Source organism: Bacillus sp. DB-2, assembly GCF_003315125.1.
GTDB lineage: Bacteria > Bacillota > Bacilli > Bacillales > Bacillaceae_G > Bacillus_A > Bacillus_A mycoides.
The window spans coordinates 203362-222531 of sequence record NZ_QNRN01000005.1 but is presented as its reverse complement, the minus strand read 5'-3'; the positions used below and the strand labels follow the sequence as shown (position 1 = coordinate 222531).

Sequence of the window (19170 nt, the reverse complement as noted above, 5' to 3'; positions counted from 1 at the left end):
TCCACCTTATGAAGGAGGTGGAAGTTTTTGTTTTTGTATTTGTGAGTTAATCATAGGGGAAGGGATGTTTTCGGTATGTGACGAAGGATCTGATTTTATTTGTGACATTTTTTCTTTCGTATCGCGCAAAGAGTGTTCAGTTAAATAGATGGCATATTCATAAAATAATTGGCGCGTAAGTTCACTTTGTTCTTTTAACTTTTCATCTTGGAATACAGTTCGCCCCGGTTTAGAATTTGCTTCAAATAGCCACGGGTTTTCCGTGGTGTCTAAACCAATGTCAAAACCAATCTCTCCAATGTTCCCGGTTACTTGCCCATCAAGTGCATAACTGATTTGTAAGGCTGTTTGTTTTAGTTTATTTTCAATTTGAACTTGCTTTGTTGAATCAGGAAATAGTTCCTGAAGTAATTTCGTATCACCGCCGCTATTTACATGAGTTGTTAAGCTACCTTTGCCGGCGATTTTTGCGACGATTGCACTGACTACCCAATTACCAAAATGGTTTTTATTTGTATGAATGCGAAAATCGACGGGTTGCCCTTCGAAGCGGAGCAGTGAGATACCTTGTTGTACGATAAACTTTTTTAAATCATGTCCTTTTAACACATGGTTAAGAAGGGCTTCTAATGATTGATACTTTCTTAGTTTGTTTTGTTCATTTTCACGATAACGACAATAGTAGCAATTATCAGTTTGAGAATAGAGTATTTGATGAATATTTCTTCCGAAGCTACCGTGTATTGGTTTCATATAAATGTACTTATACGTACCGAGAAGTCGTTCTACTTGTTCAAAATGTTGAAATACTTCTGTATTTGGTAAGAATGGTTTAATTGAATCTTCTTTCATTAAAAGTTGATGCACTTCCCATTTATTGAAAAATCCCGGATTAAACCACGGAATCGCATAGTCGCTTTCTAAACGTTTTTTTGCTCTTACGATAGGTTTGTAATTTTCTGCTTGCCGATTTGGTAAACGGTCGTAAATGACATTTGGTAAAGGGACTTTGTTTTTTACCCATTTTCCTTCTTGAAAGAAGTACCCTTCAATTGTTTCCTCTTCCCAGTTTATATGTTGAAGGCCAAAGACAAATACAAATGGCTGTAATGTGAATGGTGGTGTTAATAACTCACTGAGAGAGATGGAACGACTTCCTAAAGGAGAATTAGAATCATCGTTAAAGCCAGTTGTGAAAATCCCGATTAATGGGCCGAAAACAATGGTTTGATTGTGTAAGAAGGCATGGATTGTCGTCGAATGCGGTAGTAAAAGATCGGCTGCAATCTGTTCGCCAATAATAATTTCTCGCGTGAATGAATAATGAATTTTAATATTCTCACATGTAATATAACGTAAGCCAAAGAAAAAGGATGTAATTGGTGGTGTAATAGAAAAAACGTAAGGTAAAGTAATACTATTTGGATGCTCATCTGAAATACTTAATGTATATATGTGCTCTTTCAACGGGGATTTCCTCCTTTCGTTATGGTGTAAATCGGCTAAACTTTAATGGACCATGAAAAATTTGTTCAGCCAGTTCGTCGTTGTACCTAGTATAAACTTCGTAAGAAGGCATCGTATTGACGTACATAAGCCAAATGGCACCTTTTTGATCCATAATGGTAGAAAGCTCTAGTTCAAATAATGAAGAATAGGACTGATCGAGTGTTTTAAAAACTTCGGTTACAACATCATGTAAAGCATCTTTTAATAATTGGACGCCAGTTGGAGAAAGTAAATATTTAATTTTAGAAAATGGATGTAACATAGAACGTTCTGTTGCTGAAAGTAAAAATTGTGCTGGGAATGAAGATTTTTGTATAAATTGACCGAGCACTTTCCAATTCTGTTCTTTATTTTTTTGCATAATGGTTCGAATATGAATCGGATATGATAGTTGATTTGGAGGTTGTAACATTGGATGAATCATATAACGGAATGAGTGTATGTTCGATTTGCACCATGATATAAATTCATCTGTTCGTTTGAATTGAGTAGAAGTATGATGTTGTTCATTTATTGTCTCGATATGAAATGTTTTATTTTTGTAAGTGGCCCGATATAAATTTTCATTGGAGTGTATATTGATTGGTCTTATAATAATATCTCTTGTTTCTAGTAGTAATTTAAAAATTCCTTGTACTGTTCCTTTTATTATTTTTGGTACGTAAGGGGAAAGACGTTTATTAGTAAGAAAAAGATTGTGCAAATCGCTTGGGTTAATAAGTGTGTTGTTTAAAAAAGTAGTGGAAGAACGTTTGTGTAATGAATGAATAATCGCATTTGCTTGTTGGAATTCCTCATCCTCTTTGAAATGACAACGATCATATATATATGAAGGAATGGGAAAGGTTTGATCTATCCAATTTCCTGTATCTGTATCGTAAATAAGACCAGAAACAAGATCTGTCTTTGAATCAATGCTAAACGGTGTGAATTGGGCAACGACGTTATGATAAAGACGAGCTCGCTTAGCGATTTCGGTGTAATACGTTTGCTCGTGATGGAGCTCGGAAGTTAAAAGACCAAGAACCAACGAAATCACTCCTTTAGTAATAAGATGTTTGCATTATAGGCGAAGCTATATATTGCAAATACGTTTTTATACCATTATACTTTTGTCCGTATGATGATATGCTATAGTTTTGGAGAAGTGAAAGGTTGATTGTGATGAATATATGGTTAAATATGTTAATAACGACAGGGCTCGGGGCAATTATTGGAGGATACACAAATCATTTAGCGATAAAAATGTTATTTCGTCCTCATCGTCCGATTTATATTGGAAAGTTTCAAGTTCCATTTACGCCAGGGTTAATTCCAAAGCGCCGCGATGAGCTTGCTGTTCAATTAGGTAAAATGGTTGTAGACCATTTGTTAACACCAGAAGGAATCGGAAAAAAACTAACAAATAAAGAGTTTCAAACCAGTTTAATTCGCTGGACACAAGTGGAAGTTGATAAAGTAATTACAAATGAACAGTCGTTACGGGATATGTTAGAAAAATGGAATTTAGAACATGTAGAAGAAGAGGCGATCGGGAAAATCGAACATGTTATTACAGAAAAAATTCATGCATTTTTAGCAGAGTACTATACATATACATGGGAACAGGCGTTACCTCATTCTGTTCATGAAAAAGTAGAGAATGCGATTCCGAATGTAGCATCTTTTATTTTAAAAAGAGGAATTAGCTTTTTGGAAAGTGAAGAAGGAAAGGAACGCCTTTCAAAAATGATTGATGACTTTTTCGCTTCTCACGGGACGATGCTTAACTTAGTTGGTATGTTTTTAGGGAATGTAAGTTTAGTTGATCGCGTGCAGCCGGAAGTCATTAAGTTTTTAGGACAAGATGGAACAGAGCGTCTGTTAACTGATGTACTGCAAAAAGAGTGGGAAAAGTTAAAAGGAAGAGACGTAAAAGAATTAGAAATGTTCGTAGAGAAAGAAATGATTGTGAACTCCATATTGTCAGCAGTTAAAGTAGAGGAAACAGTGAGTAGATTTTTAAATCAGTCTGTTCAGCAAGTATGTGAGCCAGTTCGAGAAACAATCGTTGAAAAAGTCGTCCCTAGCGTAGTAGAGAAAGGCTTGAAGTGGGGGACAGAAAATGTGGGAAGTATATTGGGAAATCTACAGCTTGCGGAAATTGTCCAGCAGGAAGTATCTACATTTTCAACAGAGAGACTAGAAGATCTCGTATTGTCCATTACAAAAAATGAGTTAAAAATGATTACATATTTAGGGGCGTTATTAGGGGGGACAATTGGATTTATTCAAGGCTTGTTACTCTTGTTCCTTAAGTAATAAAGATGGGTGTATAGAAATAAAAGTGAAATTTCTTCCCATCTCATGCATAGTTTGATATGGTAAGAAGAGGTGCGTATGTAAATGCACTTAAAAGGCAGTGTGAGCGAAAAGCGCTAGCCTTCTAAAGGAGGAAAAATAAAATGACAAAAAACATTCATGATGTTGCATATGAATTACAAAAAACAATCGCTGAAAACGAAGATTTCCAAACATTAAAAGCAAGCTACGCAGCAGTACAAGGAGATGCAGAGTCAAAGAACTTATTCGAAGAGTTCCGTACAATGCAACTTGGCCTACAACAAAAAATGATGCAAGGCCAAGAAATCACTGAAGAAGATAACCAAAAAGCACAAGAAGTTGTAACTCGCATTCAACAAGATGCAAAAATCACAAAGTTAATGGAAACTGAGCAACGTTTAAACATCGTTATCACTGACGTTAACAAAATCATCATGAAGCCACTTGAAGAATTATATAGCGCGCAACAAGCGTAATGATGGAAGACGCTCCTAGTATGGGGGCGTTTTTTTTTGTGGGTAATTTGATAGTCCTTCCACAAAAAAATCCCCGCCGAAATAGCCATTTGTTAGTGACTATTTTGACCGGAATATATGATGTATCTTTCAATTTCTCTTATATATATAATTACTTGTTGAAATACTCAGTTCTAATATTTTTTTCTTTCAAAAACTTTTCAATCTCTTTTTGCTTTCTACCATTAACTTTCTCAAAGCGCTTTGTAAAAGAAAAATCGGTCTTGAATAAGTTACCATCTTGAGCGATTTTTTCTATTTCTTGATCTAGTTCTACTGAAAGTGCTGTAGACGATGAAATAAATTCATAGATTTCTTTCGAAGGCTTTTTGTAATCATCGGGTATAGTATTGTTACTAATAAAATCATGGAAATTCGCATCATTTTGTTTCGCTAAATTTATTAGTTTTTTTAATTTCTCTCGGTCGGATTCAGTGACATTCTCATCAGACATGGCTGATGAAAGGGGAACGATGTTTTCGTATAACTCTCCGCTATAATCTAAATAAGTCTTTATATTTTGTTTCATTTCGTTTTCATTAATATTTTCATTTTTCTTTGAGGAACTAAATATAGTTTCTGGAATTTTAACCGTAACATCTTTAATGGATTGTACATCGTTTTTTTCATTAGATTGGTTACTGTTTGAACAAGCTGATAGAAATAAAATTGTAAGTAACATGAGTGGATATAAAATATACTTTTTCATATTAATCTCCTTTTACATTCATTATTATCTTTGTAAAATAGCTACATTCCATTTCAAATATTTTACTAAAAGTGCGTATATATGTTTTATCATTTGGTAAGATATTACGGATATGAGTAAGCCGATGCAAAAAGCGATGAACACATTATAAACATCGGAATAACTGATTTGATGAAAACCGTTAAAAAATCCTAACCCTATTAATAAAATAGGTGAAATGATTAATAATGGAGTGGCAATTATAAGTGCTAGAAGAACCGGTAATAAAAAGAGTAGTACGAAAAAGGCGATAATGATAAAGGCAAAGTTTAAAACACTTAAGCTCATAACAGAAAATAGTGCGGTTATCATATTTTTGAAGCTTCGTTTATTGTCAGCGTTGTTTATTGCATATGAAACATTAAGTTCTTTAGCAATAGTTTTAGGGTCTCCTAGTTTTCTAGAAATTTCTTCTTCAGATTTCCCATCCTGTTTAGCACTGATAAAATGAGTTTCATACTCTGAAATAATATCTTTCTTTTCTGCATTAGGCATATTCCGCAAGGAAGAACTAAGTTGTTCCAAAAATTCACTTTTGTTCATAACAATCACTTTCCTTTATAAAATGATGAATTACAGCTGAGAATCCTATCTTTTGAAAAGGGGGATACGAATTACAAGGTGCGTTCCAATTATTGGGCATTCCAATATTTACAAATATATCATTTAGTAGTGTTCTTTGCAAGGTACTATAATCTTATTAATACTGTGATTAGATGGAATTTTTTCGTGCATTTTTAGAGGAGATATAAAAATATTATTTTAGGATAAACAAAGGGTTGTAAGCGTATTCCTTAGAGGTTGTCAAAAAACTGTCAAATTCATATTGTTGGAAAAATAATGCATTTGTAATATAATGATAAACAATACTTCACCACATTAATTAACTAGGTGAAATTAAAAATCTTTATTACACACATTATGAAATAAAGGAATGATTAGTTTGAGTACAGGTGTAAAAGCAAACGACGTGAAAACAAAAACAAGAGGAGCAGATCTTGTTGTTGATTGTTTAATTAAACAAGGTGTTACACATGTTTTCGGTATTCCAGGAGCGAAGATTGATTCTGTATTTGATGTACTGCAAGAAAGAGGACCAGAGTTAATTGTTTGTCGTCATGAACAAAACGCAGCATTTATGGCAGCTGCTATTGGTAGATTAACAGGGAAACCGGGTGTGTGTCTTGTAACTTCAGGACCAGGGACATCAAATTTAGCGACAGGTCTTGTTACTGCGAATGCGGAGAGTGATCCCGTTGTTGCTTTAGCTGGTGCAGTTCCGCGTACAGATCGATTAAAACGTACGCATCAATCTATGGATAATGCTGCATTATTCGAACCAATCACAAAATATAGCGTAGAAGTCGAGCATCCTGATAATGTGCCAGAAGCACTTACTAATGCATTTCGAAGTGCTACTTCTACAAATCCAGGAGCAACACTTGTAAGTCTTCCGCAAGACGTTATGACTGCGGAAACGACAGTAGAGTCTATTGGTGCGCTTTCTAAGCCACAGCTTGGAATCGCTCCCACAAATCATATTGAATACGTAGTAGAAAAAATAAAATCAGCAAAATTACCAGTAATTTTACTCGGTATGAGAGCAAGCACCAATGAAGTGACGAAAGCAGTTCGTGAGTTAATTGCGGATACAGAACTTCCTGTTGTTGAAACGTATCAAGCAGCTGGTGCAATTTCACGTGAGTTAGAAGATCATTTCTTTGGCCGCGTTGGATTATTCCGTAACCAACCAGGTGATATTTTACTAGAAGAAGCGGATTTTGTTTTATCTATCGGCTATGACCCAATTGAGTACGATCCGAAATTCTGGAATAAACTTGGCGACCGAACGATTATCCATCTTGATGACCACCAAGCAGATATCGACCATGATTATCAACCAGAGCGTGAATTAATTGGTGATATCGCTTTAACTGTAAATAGCATTGCGGAGAAATTACCGAAGCTTGTATTAAATACGAAATCAGAAGCAGTTTTAGAGCGATTACGCGCGAAATTATCAGAGCAAGCAGAAGTTCCAAATCGTGCTTCAGAAGGTGTTACGCATCCACTTCAAGTCATTCGTACACTTCGTTCTTTAATTAGTGACGATACAACCGTTACATGTGACATCGGTTCCCATTCTATTTGGATGGCAAGATGTTTCCGTTCTTATGAACCACGTAGACTATTATTTAGTAACGGTATGCAAACGTTAGGTGTTGCACTTCCTTGGGCAATTGCTGCTACTTTAGTAGAACCGGGTAAAAAAGTAGTCTCAGTGTCAGGTGACGGTGGTTTCTTATTCTCAGCGATGGAATTAGAAACAGCGGTACGTTTAAATGCTCCGGTTGTCCATCTCGTATGGAGAGACGGTACGTACGATATGGTTGCGTTCCAACAAATGATGAAATACGGCAGAACATCAGCTACAGAGTTTGGCGATGTCGATCTTGTGAAATATGCGGAAAGTTTCGGGGCGTTAGGTCTTCGTGTCAATACACCAGACGAATTAGAAGGTGTATTGAGAGAAGCGTTAGAAGCAGAAGGCCCTGTCATTGTTGATATTCCAATCGATTACCGTGACAACATTAAATTAAGCGAAAAACTATTACCAAACCAATTAAACTAATGGGGGCATGAGTGAGATGACTGTTGCGCAATTAATTGATATTGATGCAAAAAGAACGAAAACGAATAATGAAGTATATCAAACATCTACAATGCTTGCGCTATTAGATGGTATATATGATGGTGTGATTAGCTTTGAGGAATTGAAAGAACGTGGTGATTTCGGCATCGGCACATTTGATCAATTAGATGGTGAAATGATCGCGTTTGATAACGAATTTTACCATTTACGTTCAGACGGCTCCGCAGAAAAAGTAGAGCCAGAGGAAACAACACCGTTTGCGACTGTAACGTTTTTTGAAAAAGAAATGAGTTATACGGTAGAGCATCCGATGAATCGTGAAGAAGTGGAAGCGTTATTACATGAATTAATGCCAAGTAAAAACTTATTTTATGCGATTCGAATGGATGGTACGTTCCGTGAAGTAAGAACGAGAACTGTTCCAAGACAAGAAAAACCGTATACGCCGCTCGTTGAAGTGACGAAATCACAACCGATCTTTTCATTTAAAGATACAGAAGGTACGCTAGCTGGATTTTGGACACCAGATTACGCGCAAGGTATTGGTGTAGCTGGTTTCCACTTACATTACATTGATAATGAAAGAAGCGGTGGCGGACATGTTTTCGACTATGTTGTAGAAAACTGTACGATCCAAATTTGTCAAAAAGCTCATATGCATTTAGCACTTCCTGAAACAGCTGATTTTATGGCGGCGGAATTATCAAGAGAAAACTTAGAGAATGATATTGCGGCCGCGGAAGGTGCGGAGTAAAAAGGAATCGAAATTATGTATTCTCTATATAAAGAACCGAAGTCTTGTTCAGGCTTCGGTTTTTTTCATTGATTTGCAATCTTCGAGTGAAATTCCCCTATCCAATTTCACTGCACCGCCTCATTATGTTTCTTTTGTAAAATGAAAACTCAATTTTGAAGCAAAAGAAATATAAATTTCTCTCCAAACATATACATCAAAAGGATAGGGGGGATATGATGGAAAACTCCATTACTATTAGTTTATGCATGATTGTAAAAGATGAAGAACAAACTATATCAAAATGCTTAGAATCGGTTAAAAGTGTTGTGGATGAAATTATTATTGTAGATACAGGTTCAACAGATGGTACAAAAGAAATTGTGAAGAAGTACGACGCGAAAGTTTATGATTTTCAATGGATTGAAGATTTTTCAGCGGCACGAAATTTTGCGTTTTCTAAAGCTACAAAAGAATATATTCTTTGGCTAGACGCAGATGACATAATAGATATGGAAGATATAAAGAAATTGTTGCAGTTAAAACATACGTTAGATCGTAGTACGGATGCAGTATCTATGAAATATTATTTAACTTTTGATATAGAAGGAAATCCAACACATTCTTTAAGGAGATATCGATTAGTCAACAGAAGTAAAAATTTTCAATGGTATGGATTTGTTCATGAATATTTAGAGGTGTATGGAAATCTTATAAATAGTGACGTAGGGGTAAGTCATAAAAAAGAAAAAGCATATACTAATCGTAATTTAAAAATATATGAAAAACATCTTGAGAGTGGAAAAGAGTTTAGCCCCCGCGATGTTTACTATTATGCAAATGAATGTAAGGATCACAGATTATTTGATAAGGCTGTTAAGGGGTATTCTAAATTTTTAGATGAAGAAAAGGGTTGGGTTGAAGATAACATTCAAGCTTGTTTAAAAAGAGCCGAATGTTATTTAGAATTGGGGGACTTAAAAAAATCTATACAGTCTTGTTTGCAATCATTTACGTATGACACGCCTAGAGGAGAACTTTGTTGCCACTTAGGACGTGTATTTTTGCAACAAGGGGAATATTCTAAAGCGATATATTGGTACCATGCAGCAATTGATGGGCCAAGGCCAAAGGATTCTCCGTTTGTCCGAGAAGAGTGTCATACATGGTTGCCGCATATTCAACTATGTATTTGTTATGATCGAATAAAAGAATATGAAAAGGCAATTCATCATAACGAACAAGCTGCACAGTTCATACCTAATAATCCAAGCATTGAATATAATAGAAAATATTTTGATAGTTTATCGGAAAAATAATATTTAATAATACTAGATAATCATTTTGGCTGCTGAGAGGAGTTTGATTCATGCTCACAAGTATAATTATATTGACTCATAATCAATTACAATATACAAAAGAATGCATCCAAAGTATTAGAACTTATACAGTGGAACAAGAGTATGAGTTAATAGTTGTGGACAACGCGTCAACAGATGGTACTGTAGAATGGTTACAAAAACAATCGGATATTATGCTAGTGGAAAATGCGGAGAATATGGGTTTTCCAAAGGGATGCAATCAGGGAATTAAAGAGGCAAAAGGTGACAATATTTTATTATTGAATAATGATGTGGTCGTAACTGAAAATTGGCTAAGCAACTTAATTCGGTGTTTATATGAAAGTAAGGATGCTGGAGCGGTAGGGCCCGTAACTAATAATGCCGCTTACTATACTGCTATACAAACTTTTTATAAAGATATTGAAGGAATGCAGAAGTTTGCAACTTTATATAATCAAAGTGATAAAGATAAATGGGAAGAACGTATGAAATTAATCGGATTCTGTATGCTTATAAAAAAATCAGTGTTAGATGAAGTTGGATTATTAGATGAACGATTTACACCGGGGAATTATGAAGATGATGATTTGTCACTAAGAATGTTTGAAAAAGGATATAAATTGTATTTATGTAAAGATACATTTATTCATCACTACGGAAGTGTCTCATGGAGAGAAGATAGTGTTAAATTTTCTATTTGTTTACATGCGAATAATATAAAATTGTATGAAAAATGGGGATTTTATGGTGAAAGTTTATATATTCATTGTGACTTACTAGCGATTTTAGAGCGATTTGCGCCTGATAAAGTAAATATTCTTCATATAGGAGCTGGATGTGGTGCCACTTTATTAAAAATGAAAGGGTGTTATCAGGCAGTTTCTTTATTCGGAGCGGAAAGTAATGAAAAAGCGGCAGCTCTTGCAAATAGGGTAGCTCCTACAACTTCTGCTGCGTATGACAAGTTACATGAGGTATTTATAGATGAAAAATTCCAGTACATCCTACTATCACATCCCATTGAGCCAGCGAAATTACCGCATGTTATACAATCTATGGCACAACTTTTAACGCCAACAGGAACTTTCGTTATGTCGAAATTCAATTTGGAAAATTATTATGCATTAAAAAAATAATGCTTTTAAGATTTTCTCTTTGGAGATGAACTGTATTTGGAAATGCTTTAGGAACAACGGTTTCTTTTATAGAAACAAAACCGAAATCCGATCCCGGATTTCGGTTTTTCGACGTGTGATGAATTACGAAAAAAGAGCTATCCTATAAGTTGGTTTCACTTACTTATAGGATAGCTTCTTTATTTTGAAACAAACGGGTGCTTTTCATAATAAAACCGCCATGGATAGTGAACGGCTTCTTCTGCATAATCAATGTTAATACGAGGGCCCGCTATTATGTTATGTGTGGATGATAAATGGTCTTCTTCAGGAACTAATTCAATATGTAACGTATCACTTTGAAGTGGTACGCCGCGCTCTTCTAAAGTGATTCCGAGCGCGCGGCATAGTTTTCCGGGGCCATTTGTTAAGTTTTTATACTGAGCTTTCGTAATGTCAGTTTTGTTGTAGCGCGCTAGTTTCATGTCTTCGATTCCATCTACAGGTTCAAGAGCACGAATGAGAACTCCTTGCGGGGTACCGATTGGTGCTGTAATTACGTTAAAGCAATGATACATGCCGTAAATTAAATATACGTAAGCATGTCCTGGTGCGCCGAACATTACTTCTGTTCGATTAGTCCGTCTGCCTCCGTAACTATGAGCGGCCTTATCATCTGGACCTTTGTATGCTTCTACTTCTACAATAATTCCGCTCCGCTTTATGCCGTCTACAATATGAACGAGTTTATGTCCGAGTAACTTCTTTGCGACCACTAACGTATCGCCTTCATAAAAAGAAGGTGGTGCCTGCATTGTGCTATCTCCTTTGCCAGTTGTATATGTATATAGTAAACCAAATTTTCAGTAGTAATTCTAACTCGTTCTATTTACTACATTTATTTCATAAATTATGGATAGAGTACAACAGCGAAGAGGGGGAGTGCGACATGATTTATCGCTTACTAGCTCTTAATATAGATGGGACACTACTATACAACAACGGAAAAATCGCAAAAGGGTTACGGGAGACAATTGACTTTGTGAAAAGAAAAGATGTATACGTTACATTGTTTACGAATCGTAATTTTCAATCTGCTCATAAAATAGCGAAGGCGTTAAAATTAGATTCTATATTAGTTACACATGGTGGTGCTTTCGTTTCAGCAACGTTAGATAAGCCGTTCGCTCAAAGGAGATTATCTGAAGAGAAAACCTTTAATATCGTGCAAGTGTTAGAGCATTTTGATTGTAATGTTCGCATTTCTCATGAACGATATTCAATTGGGAATCGTGAAAGAAATACACCAAACTTAATTGCGCGTACTGTATTATCAAGCGCAGATCCATTGTTTTATCCGGTTCAATTTGTAGATTCGCTAGGGGATGCACTGCGTGATCATCCAGTAGCTGCACCAAAAATTGATATTGTTTTCCATACGAAAGGTGAAAAAGAAAGAGGGATGAATACGTTAAGAAAGGCATTTCAAGATGTGGAGTACGTTGAGTGTGATGAGAGACGTATAGAAATTCTCCCTCAAAATGTATCAAAACTACGTGGTTTACAATTACTTGGGGAGCATTTAAATATTAACCTTAGTGAAATGGTTGCGATTGGAGATAGCATAGAAGACTTAGAGGTAATTGAAAATGTTGGGCTTGGGGTAGCGATGGGGAACGCTCCTGTAGAATTAAAGAAAGCCGCAGACTGGATTACACGTTCTAATACTGAGAACGGCGTAGAGTATATGATTAAAGAGCATTTTCGTAAGCAATTCCCGCTTCCTTTTTTAAAGAATCATAAACATACACCGAAACGATGAAAAAAGAAACGTAGCATTTTCGCTACGTTTTTTTGTCGACTTTATTTGAAAAGTTTAAATCAATATTCCAATAGGGAATGAAAGCTTTTCAGGGGATGAATTGTGTCTGGAATCTATACAATTCACTTGAATACTCTAGGAAACTGTTGTAGAGTGGATGATGTTGCCGAAATATTTACACCACATGAAATATTCTTCAGATTAATTTTATTGAGCTCCCGTACGTAAAAACATTTCCGCGTGATAGTTTAGTTCACGTATTATCTCAAAAATGAATTGTAGTAATTTTATTAATTAGTTGTAGAGTTTCTTTGTTTTATTTAAATGGATTATTTTAAATTAATGTGAGTAAGACTTGGTACATATGAAATGTACTTCTTTTGTGGGTTTAGGAAGCTTAAAAGGGGGAATGAATTTCTTGAGGAAATCATTTAATCAAAAAGTAAAAAAAATAAGTAGTAGTTTTATAGTTGTATTACTAATATGTATGAATTTTTTAATCCATTTACCATTTAAAGCAGAGGCAGCTACAACAGAATTAAAAGGTTTAGGTGATGTATCTTATTACAACGCCATCATTTTTGGAGATCATAGTGCAACGAGTGCGGATATTGAGGGTGCGATGGCTGTTCAAAAAAATATGAACGCATCAAGTTATACAGTCCTAGCGGCTGCAACTGGAGCAAACAACTTAGCTGGAGCAACATGGAAAGATGAAGGATATCCATCATTATTACTAGGTGGTCAATTTACGAAAGCGGGAGCAGGACAAGTAATCATCCAAGATGGAACAGTGGCGATGACAAAAGATGGTGACCCAGAAGGTGCAATGAAATCATCTTATGACCGTATCTCTTATAAAGAGCAAGCAGAGATTGATGCCAAGTTCAAAGAATTTAGAAAAGACGTTGATGGTGTAATTGGGGATGCGGGTCAATTGCAAACTGATAAGCCAAAACTTAATATGAGCTTTGGAATCGGTGAAGATGTAAACAACCCTAATATTTACGTTTCTTCAGGCTTAACAGGAAAGAAAATATTTGATGTAAGAGATGTTTATCTTCCGAATGTAAATAACAAAGACTTTATTGTTATTTATTCAGACGCAGAAGAAGTGAATTTTGGTAGCGGTGCAATTTTGTACGATACGAGAAATACTGGGATGGCAACAGACTTAATTAATACATCTCAAGCATATGACCCTAATTCAGCTTTTACTGAGTTAGCTAATAAAGTCATTTGGGTGTTCCCTAATGCTACAAAGATAACAACTAAAGGTTATGGTGTAGTAGGTAGTTTGTTTGCGCCTAATGCTGTTGTAGAGACAAAAGGTGGTTCTATTAACGGACAAGCCTATGTTGGAGGATTACACCAAAGAGATGGATTTGAGGTTCATAACTTTAAATTTAATTGGCCAAAGTGGAATAAGCCAGTAGTTGAAAAAGGAAACTTACAAATTAAAAAAGTTGATGCAAATGATGAAAATATTGTTTTAAAAGACGCAAAGTTTGATGTTATAGACAAAGATAATACTGTTGTGGCTACTGTTACAACGAATGAAAAGGGTATTGCTGAAGTCAAGGATTTACCACTTGGTGACTATTTTGTAAAAGAAATAAGTGCACCAGAAGGATATATAAAAGTTGATACACCAGCAAAAGTAACAATTGATAGTACAAACGTAATTGAAATTGTTATGAAGAATACGAAAAAAGTAGAGAATGGCCAATTTAAATTATTGAAAAAAGATAGTGAATCTGGTCAACTTCTACCAGGTGCAAAATTTGATGTTATAGATAAAGATGGAAATGTTGTTGAAACAATTATTACAGATGGTAAAGGTGCAGCTTTATCAAAACAACTTCCAGTTGGAACATATACATTAAAAGAAGTTGAAGCACCAAAAGGTTATGAACTATCATCTAGTTTAGTTCATGTTGATGTAGCTGCTAATAAAACAGTAACTGTAGATGTGTTGAATAAAAAGATCGTTGAAAAAGCTACAGGTCAATTTGAAATCGTAAAAGTAGATGCAGAAGATAAAGCGAAAGTATTATCAGACGCAGAATTTGAAGTGTACAAAGATGGTAAAAAAGTAGATACGTTACGAACAGATAAAACAGGTAAAGTAATATCTACGAAATTAGAACCAGGAAAGTACACATTAAAAGAAACGAAAGCACCACAAGGATATAAGTTGTTAAAAGAAGAAATTGAAGTCGTTGTGGAGGCGAACAAAGTAGTACAAGTACAAGTAGAAAACGCAAAAGAGCTAGGAAGCTTACAAGTAGTCAAAAAGGATGCAGAGAGTGGAAAAGTTCTAGAAGGCGCGGAATTTAGACTGAAGAACGAGAGTGGTCAGGTAGTTGGAGAAGCGAAAACAACGAATAAAGATGGTGTAGTTCAATTCGAAAACTTAGTACCAGGAAAATACACGTTAGAAGAAACGAAAGCACCAGAAGGCTACAAAGCAGTAGAAGTAACAGTAGAAGTAAACGTTGTAGCGAATGAAATGGTAAAACAAGAAGTTACGAATGAAAAAGTAACAGGTCAATTTGAAATCGTGAAAGTAGATGCGAATGATAAAACGAAAGTGTTATCAGGTGCAGAATTCGCATTGTATAAAGATGGCAAAAAGGTAGCGGAACTGAAAACAGATGAGAGTGGAAAAGTGATGTCACCGAAATTACCATTAGGTGAATATACAGTGAAAGAAACGAAAGCACCAGAAGGTTACAAGCTTTCTAATAAAGAATGGAAAGTAACAATTCAAAATGAGAACGAAATAGTAAAAGTAGAGGCAGAAAATGAAAAAGTCTTAGGTTCTCTACAAATTATTAAAACGGATGATAAAGATCAAGCGAAACGTTTAGCAGGCGCAGAATTTACATTGAAAGATGTGAAAGGAAATGTTGTAAAAGAAGGAATTACAACAGATGAGTCTGGAACTGTTAAAGTAGACGGACTAGTGCCGGGTGAATATACGTTAGAAGAGACGAAAGCGCCAGAAGGTTATGAGTTAACAAAACAAGTAATTCATGCAACAGTTGATGGTGAAAAAGTTATTGATGTAAAAGTAACGAATAGTAAGAGCCTTGGTCAATTCGAAATCGTAAAAGTAGATGCAAATGATAAAGCGAAAGTATTATCAGACGCAGAATTTGAAGTGTATAAAGAGGGTGAAAAAGTAGAGACATTACGAACAGATAAAACAGGTAAAGTAATCTCTAAGAAATTAGAACTAGGAAAATACACAGTGAAAGAAACGAAAGCACCACAAGGGTATAAGTTGTTAAAAGAAGAAATTGAAGTCGTTGTGGAAGCGAACAAAGTAGTACAAGTACAAGTAGAAAACGCAAAAGAACTAGGAAGCTTACAAGTAATCAAGAAGGATGCAGAAAGTGGAAAAGTTCTAGCAGGTGCAGAATTTAAATTAAAGAACGAAGCTGGTCAAGTAGTTGGAGAAGCGAAAACAACAGATAAAGATGGTGTTGTGAAATTCGAAAACGTAGTACCAGGAAAATACACGTTAGAAGAAACGAAAGCGCCAGAAGGTTATAAAGCGCTAGAAGTAACAGTAGAAGTAAACGTTGTAGCGAATGAAGTAATAAAACAAGAAGTTACGAACGAAAAAATAGCAGGTCAATTCGAAATCGTGAAAGTAGATGCGAATGATAAAGCGAAAGTATTATCAGACGCAGAATTTGAAGTGTATAAAGAGGGTAAAAAAGTAGAGACATTACGAACAGATAAAACAGGTAAAGTAATATCTACGAAATTAGAACCAGGAAAATACACGTTAAAAGAAACGAAAGCACCACAAGGATATAAGTTACTAAAAGAAGAGATTGAAGTCGTTGTGGAAGCAAACAAAGTAGTACAAGTACAAGTGGAAAACGCAAAAGAACTAGGAAGCTTACAAGTAATCAAGAAGGATGCAGAAAGTGGAAAAGTTCTAGCAGGTGCGGAATTTAAGTTAAAGAACGAAGCTGGTCAAGTAGTTGGAGAAGCGAAAACAACAAATAAAGATGGTGTTGTGAAATTCGAAAACGTTGTACCAGGAAAATACACGTTAGAAGAAACGAAAGCGCCAGAAGGCTATAAAGCGCTAGAAGTAACAGTAGAAGTAAACATTGTTGCAAATGAAGTAGCAAAACAAGAAGTATTGAATGAAAAAGTGAAAGAAAAAATTACAGGCCAAGTAGAAATTACAAAGGTAGATGCTAATGATACAGATAAAACATTAGCAGGCGCAGTCTTTGAAATTTTGAAAGACGGAACAAAAATAGACACATTAACAACAGATAAAAATGGTAAAGTAACTTCGAAAGAATTGGAGCCAGGAGATTATATTTTAAAAGAAGTTCAGGCTCCAGAAGGATACACTTTATCTGATAAAGAAATCAGATTTACGATTTCTAATCAAAAAATTGAAGCTATAAAACTTCAAATTACAAATCAAAAAGAGCCAGGTGAAGGAACGGAAACACCAGGTGAAGGAACGGAAACACCAGGTGAAGGAACGGAAACACCAGGTGAAGGAACGGAAACACCAGGTGAAGGAACAGAAAAGCCAGGCGAAGGAACAGAAAAGCCAGGCGAAGAAACAGGAAAGCCTAATTTACCAGAAAAAGGACCGGGTTCTTCTAATAATCAACAACTGCCAGCTACAGGGCATGATATGAATTATCTTCCATTCGTCGGTTTTGTTCTTCTGTTATTAGGAATACGTTTAAGATTTATGACTAAAAATAGTTAATAGATGTATAAAAGGCATAAGAGGAATGTTATCTCTTATGCCTTTAAGTTATTAATAGAAGAAATAAGGTAAAAGCTTCTGTATTGACCTGCAAACGCCCTTCAAGTAAACTAAAGAGAGTTTGCAAATGAAAAGGTGATAATGTTGTTAATTTCAATTAAAACGTTACAAGACGATCGTTTTTTACGTCCGCTACAAAATATTGGCGGTTTATTTTTTGAAGAGAGCACGATAGGGTTTGATAAAGAAGAAGCAAATCTGATCGTTGATATACAGATAGAAGGTAATGTGACAGCATCGGCTCGTTTAACAGATGTTGCAACCGGAAATGTATATGAAGAAACATTCGCAAAAGATTTATCTGCTTTCACAGAAGAAAAAGAACGTATGAAGCAAGTGAAACATGTTGTTTCTTACGTATATCTTTCTGTACTTCAACAGCTAACTGGACTTGAACAGAGCTGGGGAATATTAACTGGGGTACGCCCAACGAAACTTCTTCACAAACTGCTTCAAAATGGTATGTCAAAAGAAGAAGCACATAAAGAACTTCGTGAAAGTTATTTAATTCATGAAGAGAAAATTGAACTTCTTCAGCGTATTGTTGATTGCCAATTAGCGGTTGTTCCGGATTTATACCGTTTGAAAGAAGAAGTAAGTATTTACATCGGTATTCCGTTTTGTCCTACAAAATGTGCGTACTGTACGTTCCCGGCTTATGCAATTAACGGACGCCAAGGATCAGTTGATTCGTTCTTAGGCGGGTTACATTATGAAGTTCGTGAAATTGGTAAGTTTTTAAAAGAAAAAGGTGTTACAGTTACGACGATTTATTACGGCGGCGGTACACCGACGAGTATTACAGCAGAAGAGATGGATATGTTGTATGAAGAAATGTACCAAGCTTTCCCTGATGTGAAAGATGTACGTGAAGTAACAGTTGAGGCAGGTCGCCCAGATACAATCACACCAGCAAAGCTAGAAGTGTTAAATAAATGGAACATTGACCGTATTAGTATTAATCCGCAGTCATACCATCAAGAGACACTAAAGGCAATTGGACGTCATCACACTGTAGAAGAAACGATTGAGAAGTATCATTTAGCACGTGAAATGGGAATGAACAATATTAATATGGATTTAATTATTGGTCTTCCTGGTGAAGGATTAGACATCTTCAAGCATACGTTAGATGAAACAGAAAAGTTAATGCCAGAATCGTTAACAGTTCATACGTTATCATTTAAACGTGCTTCTGAAATGACGCAAAACAAACGTAAATATAAAGTAGCAGGTCGCGAAGAAATTACTGCGATGATGCATGAGGCGGAAGAGTGGACGAAGAACCATAATTACGTACCATACTATTTATATCGTCAAAAAAATATTTTAGGTAACTTAGAAAACGTTGGGTATGCAATACCGACGCAAGAAAGTATCTACAATATTGTTATTATGGAAGAAGTACAATCGATTATCGGACTTGGTTGCGGGGCATCAAGTAAATTTGTTCACCCACAAACAGGAGCAATTACACACTTTGCGAATCCGAAAGATCCAAAATCATATAACGATGGCTTCGTGAAATATACAGAAGATAAACTGAAAATTTTAGAAGAGCTATTCGTGTAAGAAGAAGGGGGTTGTTCCG

The 19170-nt window shown here is 35.5% G+C and carries 14 protein-coding genes; 9 read left to right on the top strand and 5 right to left on the bottom strand.

Annotated features, from left to right (window positions below):
• Positions 1 to 6 precede the first annotated feature (6 nt).
• Positions 7 to 1467 carry a YheC/YheD family endospore coat-associated protein gene (locus DET63_RS10715; protein WP_113936707.1) on the bottom strand — a complete coding sequence of 487 codons (1461 nt, stop codon included), beginning with the start codon at positions 1465 to 1467 and terminating at the stop codon, positions 7 to 9.
• Positions 1468 to 1486: 19 nt separating this feature from the next.
• Positions 1487 to 2539 carry a YheC/YheD family protein gene (locus DET63_RS10710; protein WP_113936706.1) on the bottom strand — a complete coding sequence of 351 codons (1053 nt, stop codon included), beginning with the start codon at positions 2537 to 2539 and terminating at the stop codon, positions 1487 to 1489.
• Positions 2540 to 2664: 125 nt separating this feature from the next.
• Here DET63_RS10710 and DET63_RS10705 point away from each other — a divergent pair, with 125 nt between their 5' ends.
• Together DET63_RS10705 and DET63_RS10700 are read left to right on the top strand one after the other, a co-directional pair.
• Entirely contained in the window at positions 2665 to 3810 is a 1146-nt protein-coding gene (locus DET63_RS10705) for a DUF445 domain-containing protein (RefSeq protein ID WP_113936705.1), read from the top strand.
• 143 nt (positions 3811 to 3953) lie between these two features.
• Positions 3954 to 4307 (top strand): YlbF/YmcA family competence regulator, encoded by a 354-nt coding sequence (locus tag DET63_RS10700; protein WP_002087363.1) that lies wholly within the window; start codon positions 3954 to 3956, stop codon positions 4305 to 4307.
• Positions 4308 to 4458: 151 nt separating this feature from the next.
• On the opposite strand, the gene DET63_RS10695 is transcribed toward DET63_RS10700, so the two are convergent.
• Positions 4459 to 5055 carry an NDxxF motif lipoprotein gene (locus DET63_RS10695; RefSeq protein WP_113936704.1) on the bottom strand — a complete coding sequence of 199 codons (597 nt, stop codon included), beginning with the start codon at positions 5053 to 5055 and terminating at the stop codon, positions 4459 to 4461.
• Between the two features lie 24 nt (positions 5056 to 5079).
• Positions 5080 to 5637, bottom strand: a complete 558-nt coding sequence (locus DET63_RS10690; RefSeq protein WP_113936703.1) for an HAAS signaling domain-containing protein — start codon at positions 5635 to 5637, stop codon at positions 5080 to 5082.
• A 400-nt stretch (positions 5638 to 6037) separates the two neighbouring features.
• On the opposite strand from DET63_RS10690, the gene alsS reads away from it, so the two are divergent.
• The 4 genes from alsS to DET63_RS10670 all read left to right on the top strand — a co-directional run bounded on the left by alsS (position 6038) and on the right by DET63_RS10670 (position 10959).
• Positions 6038 to 7726, top strand: coding sequence for an acetolactate synthase AlsS (gene alsS, locus DET63_RS10685; RefSeq protein WP_113936702.1), 1689 nt, complete (start codon positions 6038 to 6040; stop codon positions 7724 to 7726).
• A 16-nt stretch (positions 7727 to 7742) separates the two neighbouring features.
• On the top strand, positions 7743 to 8501 hold the full coding sequence (gene alsD, locus DET63_RS10680) for an alpha-acetolactate decarboxylase (RefSeq protein ID WP_113936701.1): 759 nt from the start codon (positions 7743 to 7745) through the stop codon (positions 8499 to 8501).
• A gap of 218 nt (positions 8502 to 8719) precedes the next feature.
• Positions 8720 to 9799 (top strand): tetratricopeptide repeat-containing glycosyltransferase family 2 protein, encoded by a 1080-nt coding sequence (locus DET63_RS10675; RefSeq protein WP_113936700.1) that lies wholly within the window; start codon positions 8720 to 8722, stop codon positions 9797 to 9799.
• 50 nt (positions 9800 to 9849) lie between these two features.
• On the top strand, positions 9850 to 10959 hold the full coding sequence (locus DET63_RS10670; protein WP_113936699.1) for a glycosyltransferase family 2 protein: 1110 nt from the start codon (positions 9850 to 9852) through the stop codon (positions 10957 to 10959).
• A 179-nt stretch (positions 10960 to 11138) separates the two neighbouring features.
• Here DET63_RS10670 and DET63_RS10665 read toward each other — a convergent pair whose 3' ends face one another.
• Positions 11139 to 11753, bottom strand: a complete 615-nt coding sequence (locus tag DET63_RS10665) for a DNA-3-methyladenine glycosylase (RefSeq protein ID WP_113936698.1) — start codon at positions 11751 to 11753, stop codon at positions 11139 to 11141.
• A gap of 134 nt (positions 11754 to 11887) precedes the next feature.
• Here DET63_RS10665 and DET63_RS10660 point away from each other — a divergent pair, with 134 nt between their 5' ends.
• The 3 genes from DET63_RS10660 (at position 11888) to DET63_RS10650 (ending at position 19151) form a co-directional block, all read left to right on the top strand.
• Positions 11888 to 12760 (top strand): Cof-type HAD-IIB family hydrolase, encoded by an 873-nt coding sequence (locus tag DET63_RS10660; RefSeq protein WP_113936697.1) that lies wholly within the window; start codon positions 11888 to 11890, stop codon positions 12758 to 12760.
• Positions 12761 to 13178: 418 nt separating this feature from the next.
• Positions 13179 to 17519, top strand: coding sequence for a SpaA isopeptide-forming pilin-related protein (locus tag DET63_RS10655; protein ID WP_113936696.1), 4341 nt, complete (start codon positions 13179 to 13181; stop codon positions 17517 to 17519).
• Between the two features lie 141 nt (positions 17520 to 17660).
• The gene (locus tag DET63_RS10650; RefSeq protein ID WP_060750045.1) at positions 17661 to 19151 is read left to right on the top strand and encodes a coproporphyrinogen III oxidase; all 1491 of its coding nucleotides are present in this window, start codon (positions 17661 to 17663) and stop codon (positions 19149 to 19151) included.
• The last annotated feature ends 19 nt before the right edge of the window (positions 19152 to 19170 follow it).

What these genes read in the sequence shown, in the direction of transcription:
- DET63_RS10650 (WP_060750045.1), top strand. Translation starts at nt 17,661, where the DNA reads ATGTTGTTAATTTCAATTAAAACGTTACAAGACGATCGTTTTTTACGT.
- DET63_RS10660 (WP_113936697.1), top strand. Translation starts at nt 11,888, where the DNA reads ATGATTTATCGCTTACTAGCTCTTAATATAGATGGGACACTACTATAC.
- DET63_RS10675 (WP_113936700.1), top strand. Translation starts at nt 8,720, where the DNA reads ATGGAAAACTCCATTACTATTAGTTTATGCATGATTGTAAAAGATGAA.
- DET63_RS10695 (WP_113936704.1), bottom strand. Translation starts at nt 5,055, where the DNA reads ATGAAAAAGTATATTTTATATCCACTCATGTTACTTACAATTTTATTT.
- DET63_RS10690 (WP_113936703.1), bottom strand. Translation starts at nt 5,637, where the DNA reads ATGAACAAAAGTGAATTTTTGGAACAACTTAGTTCTTCCTTGCGGAAT.
- DET63_RS10665 (WP_113936698.1), bottom strand. Translation starts at nt 11,753, where the DNA reads ATGCAGGCACCACCTTCTTTTTATGAAGGCGATACGTTAGTGGTCGCA.
- DET63_RS10700 (WP_002087363.1), top strand. Translation starts at nt 3,954, where the DNA reads ATGACAAAAAACATTCATGATGTTGCATATGAATTACAAAAAACAATC.
- DET63_RS10670 (WP_113936699.1), top strand. Translation starts at nt 9,850, where the DNA reads ATGCTCACAAGTATAATTATATTGACTCATAATCAATTACAATATACA.
- alsD (WP_113936701.1), top strand. Translation starts at nt 7,743, where the DNA reads ATGACTGTTGCGCAATTAATTGATATTGATGCAAAAAGAACGAAAACG.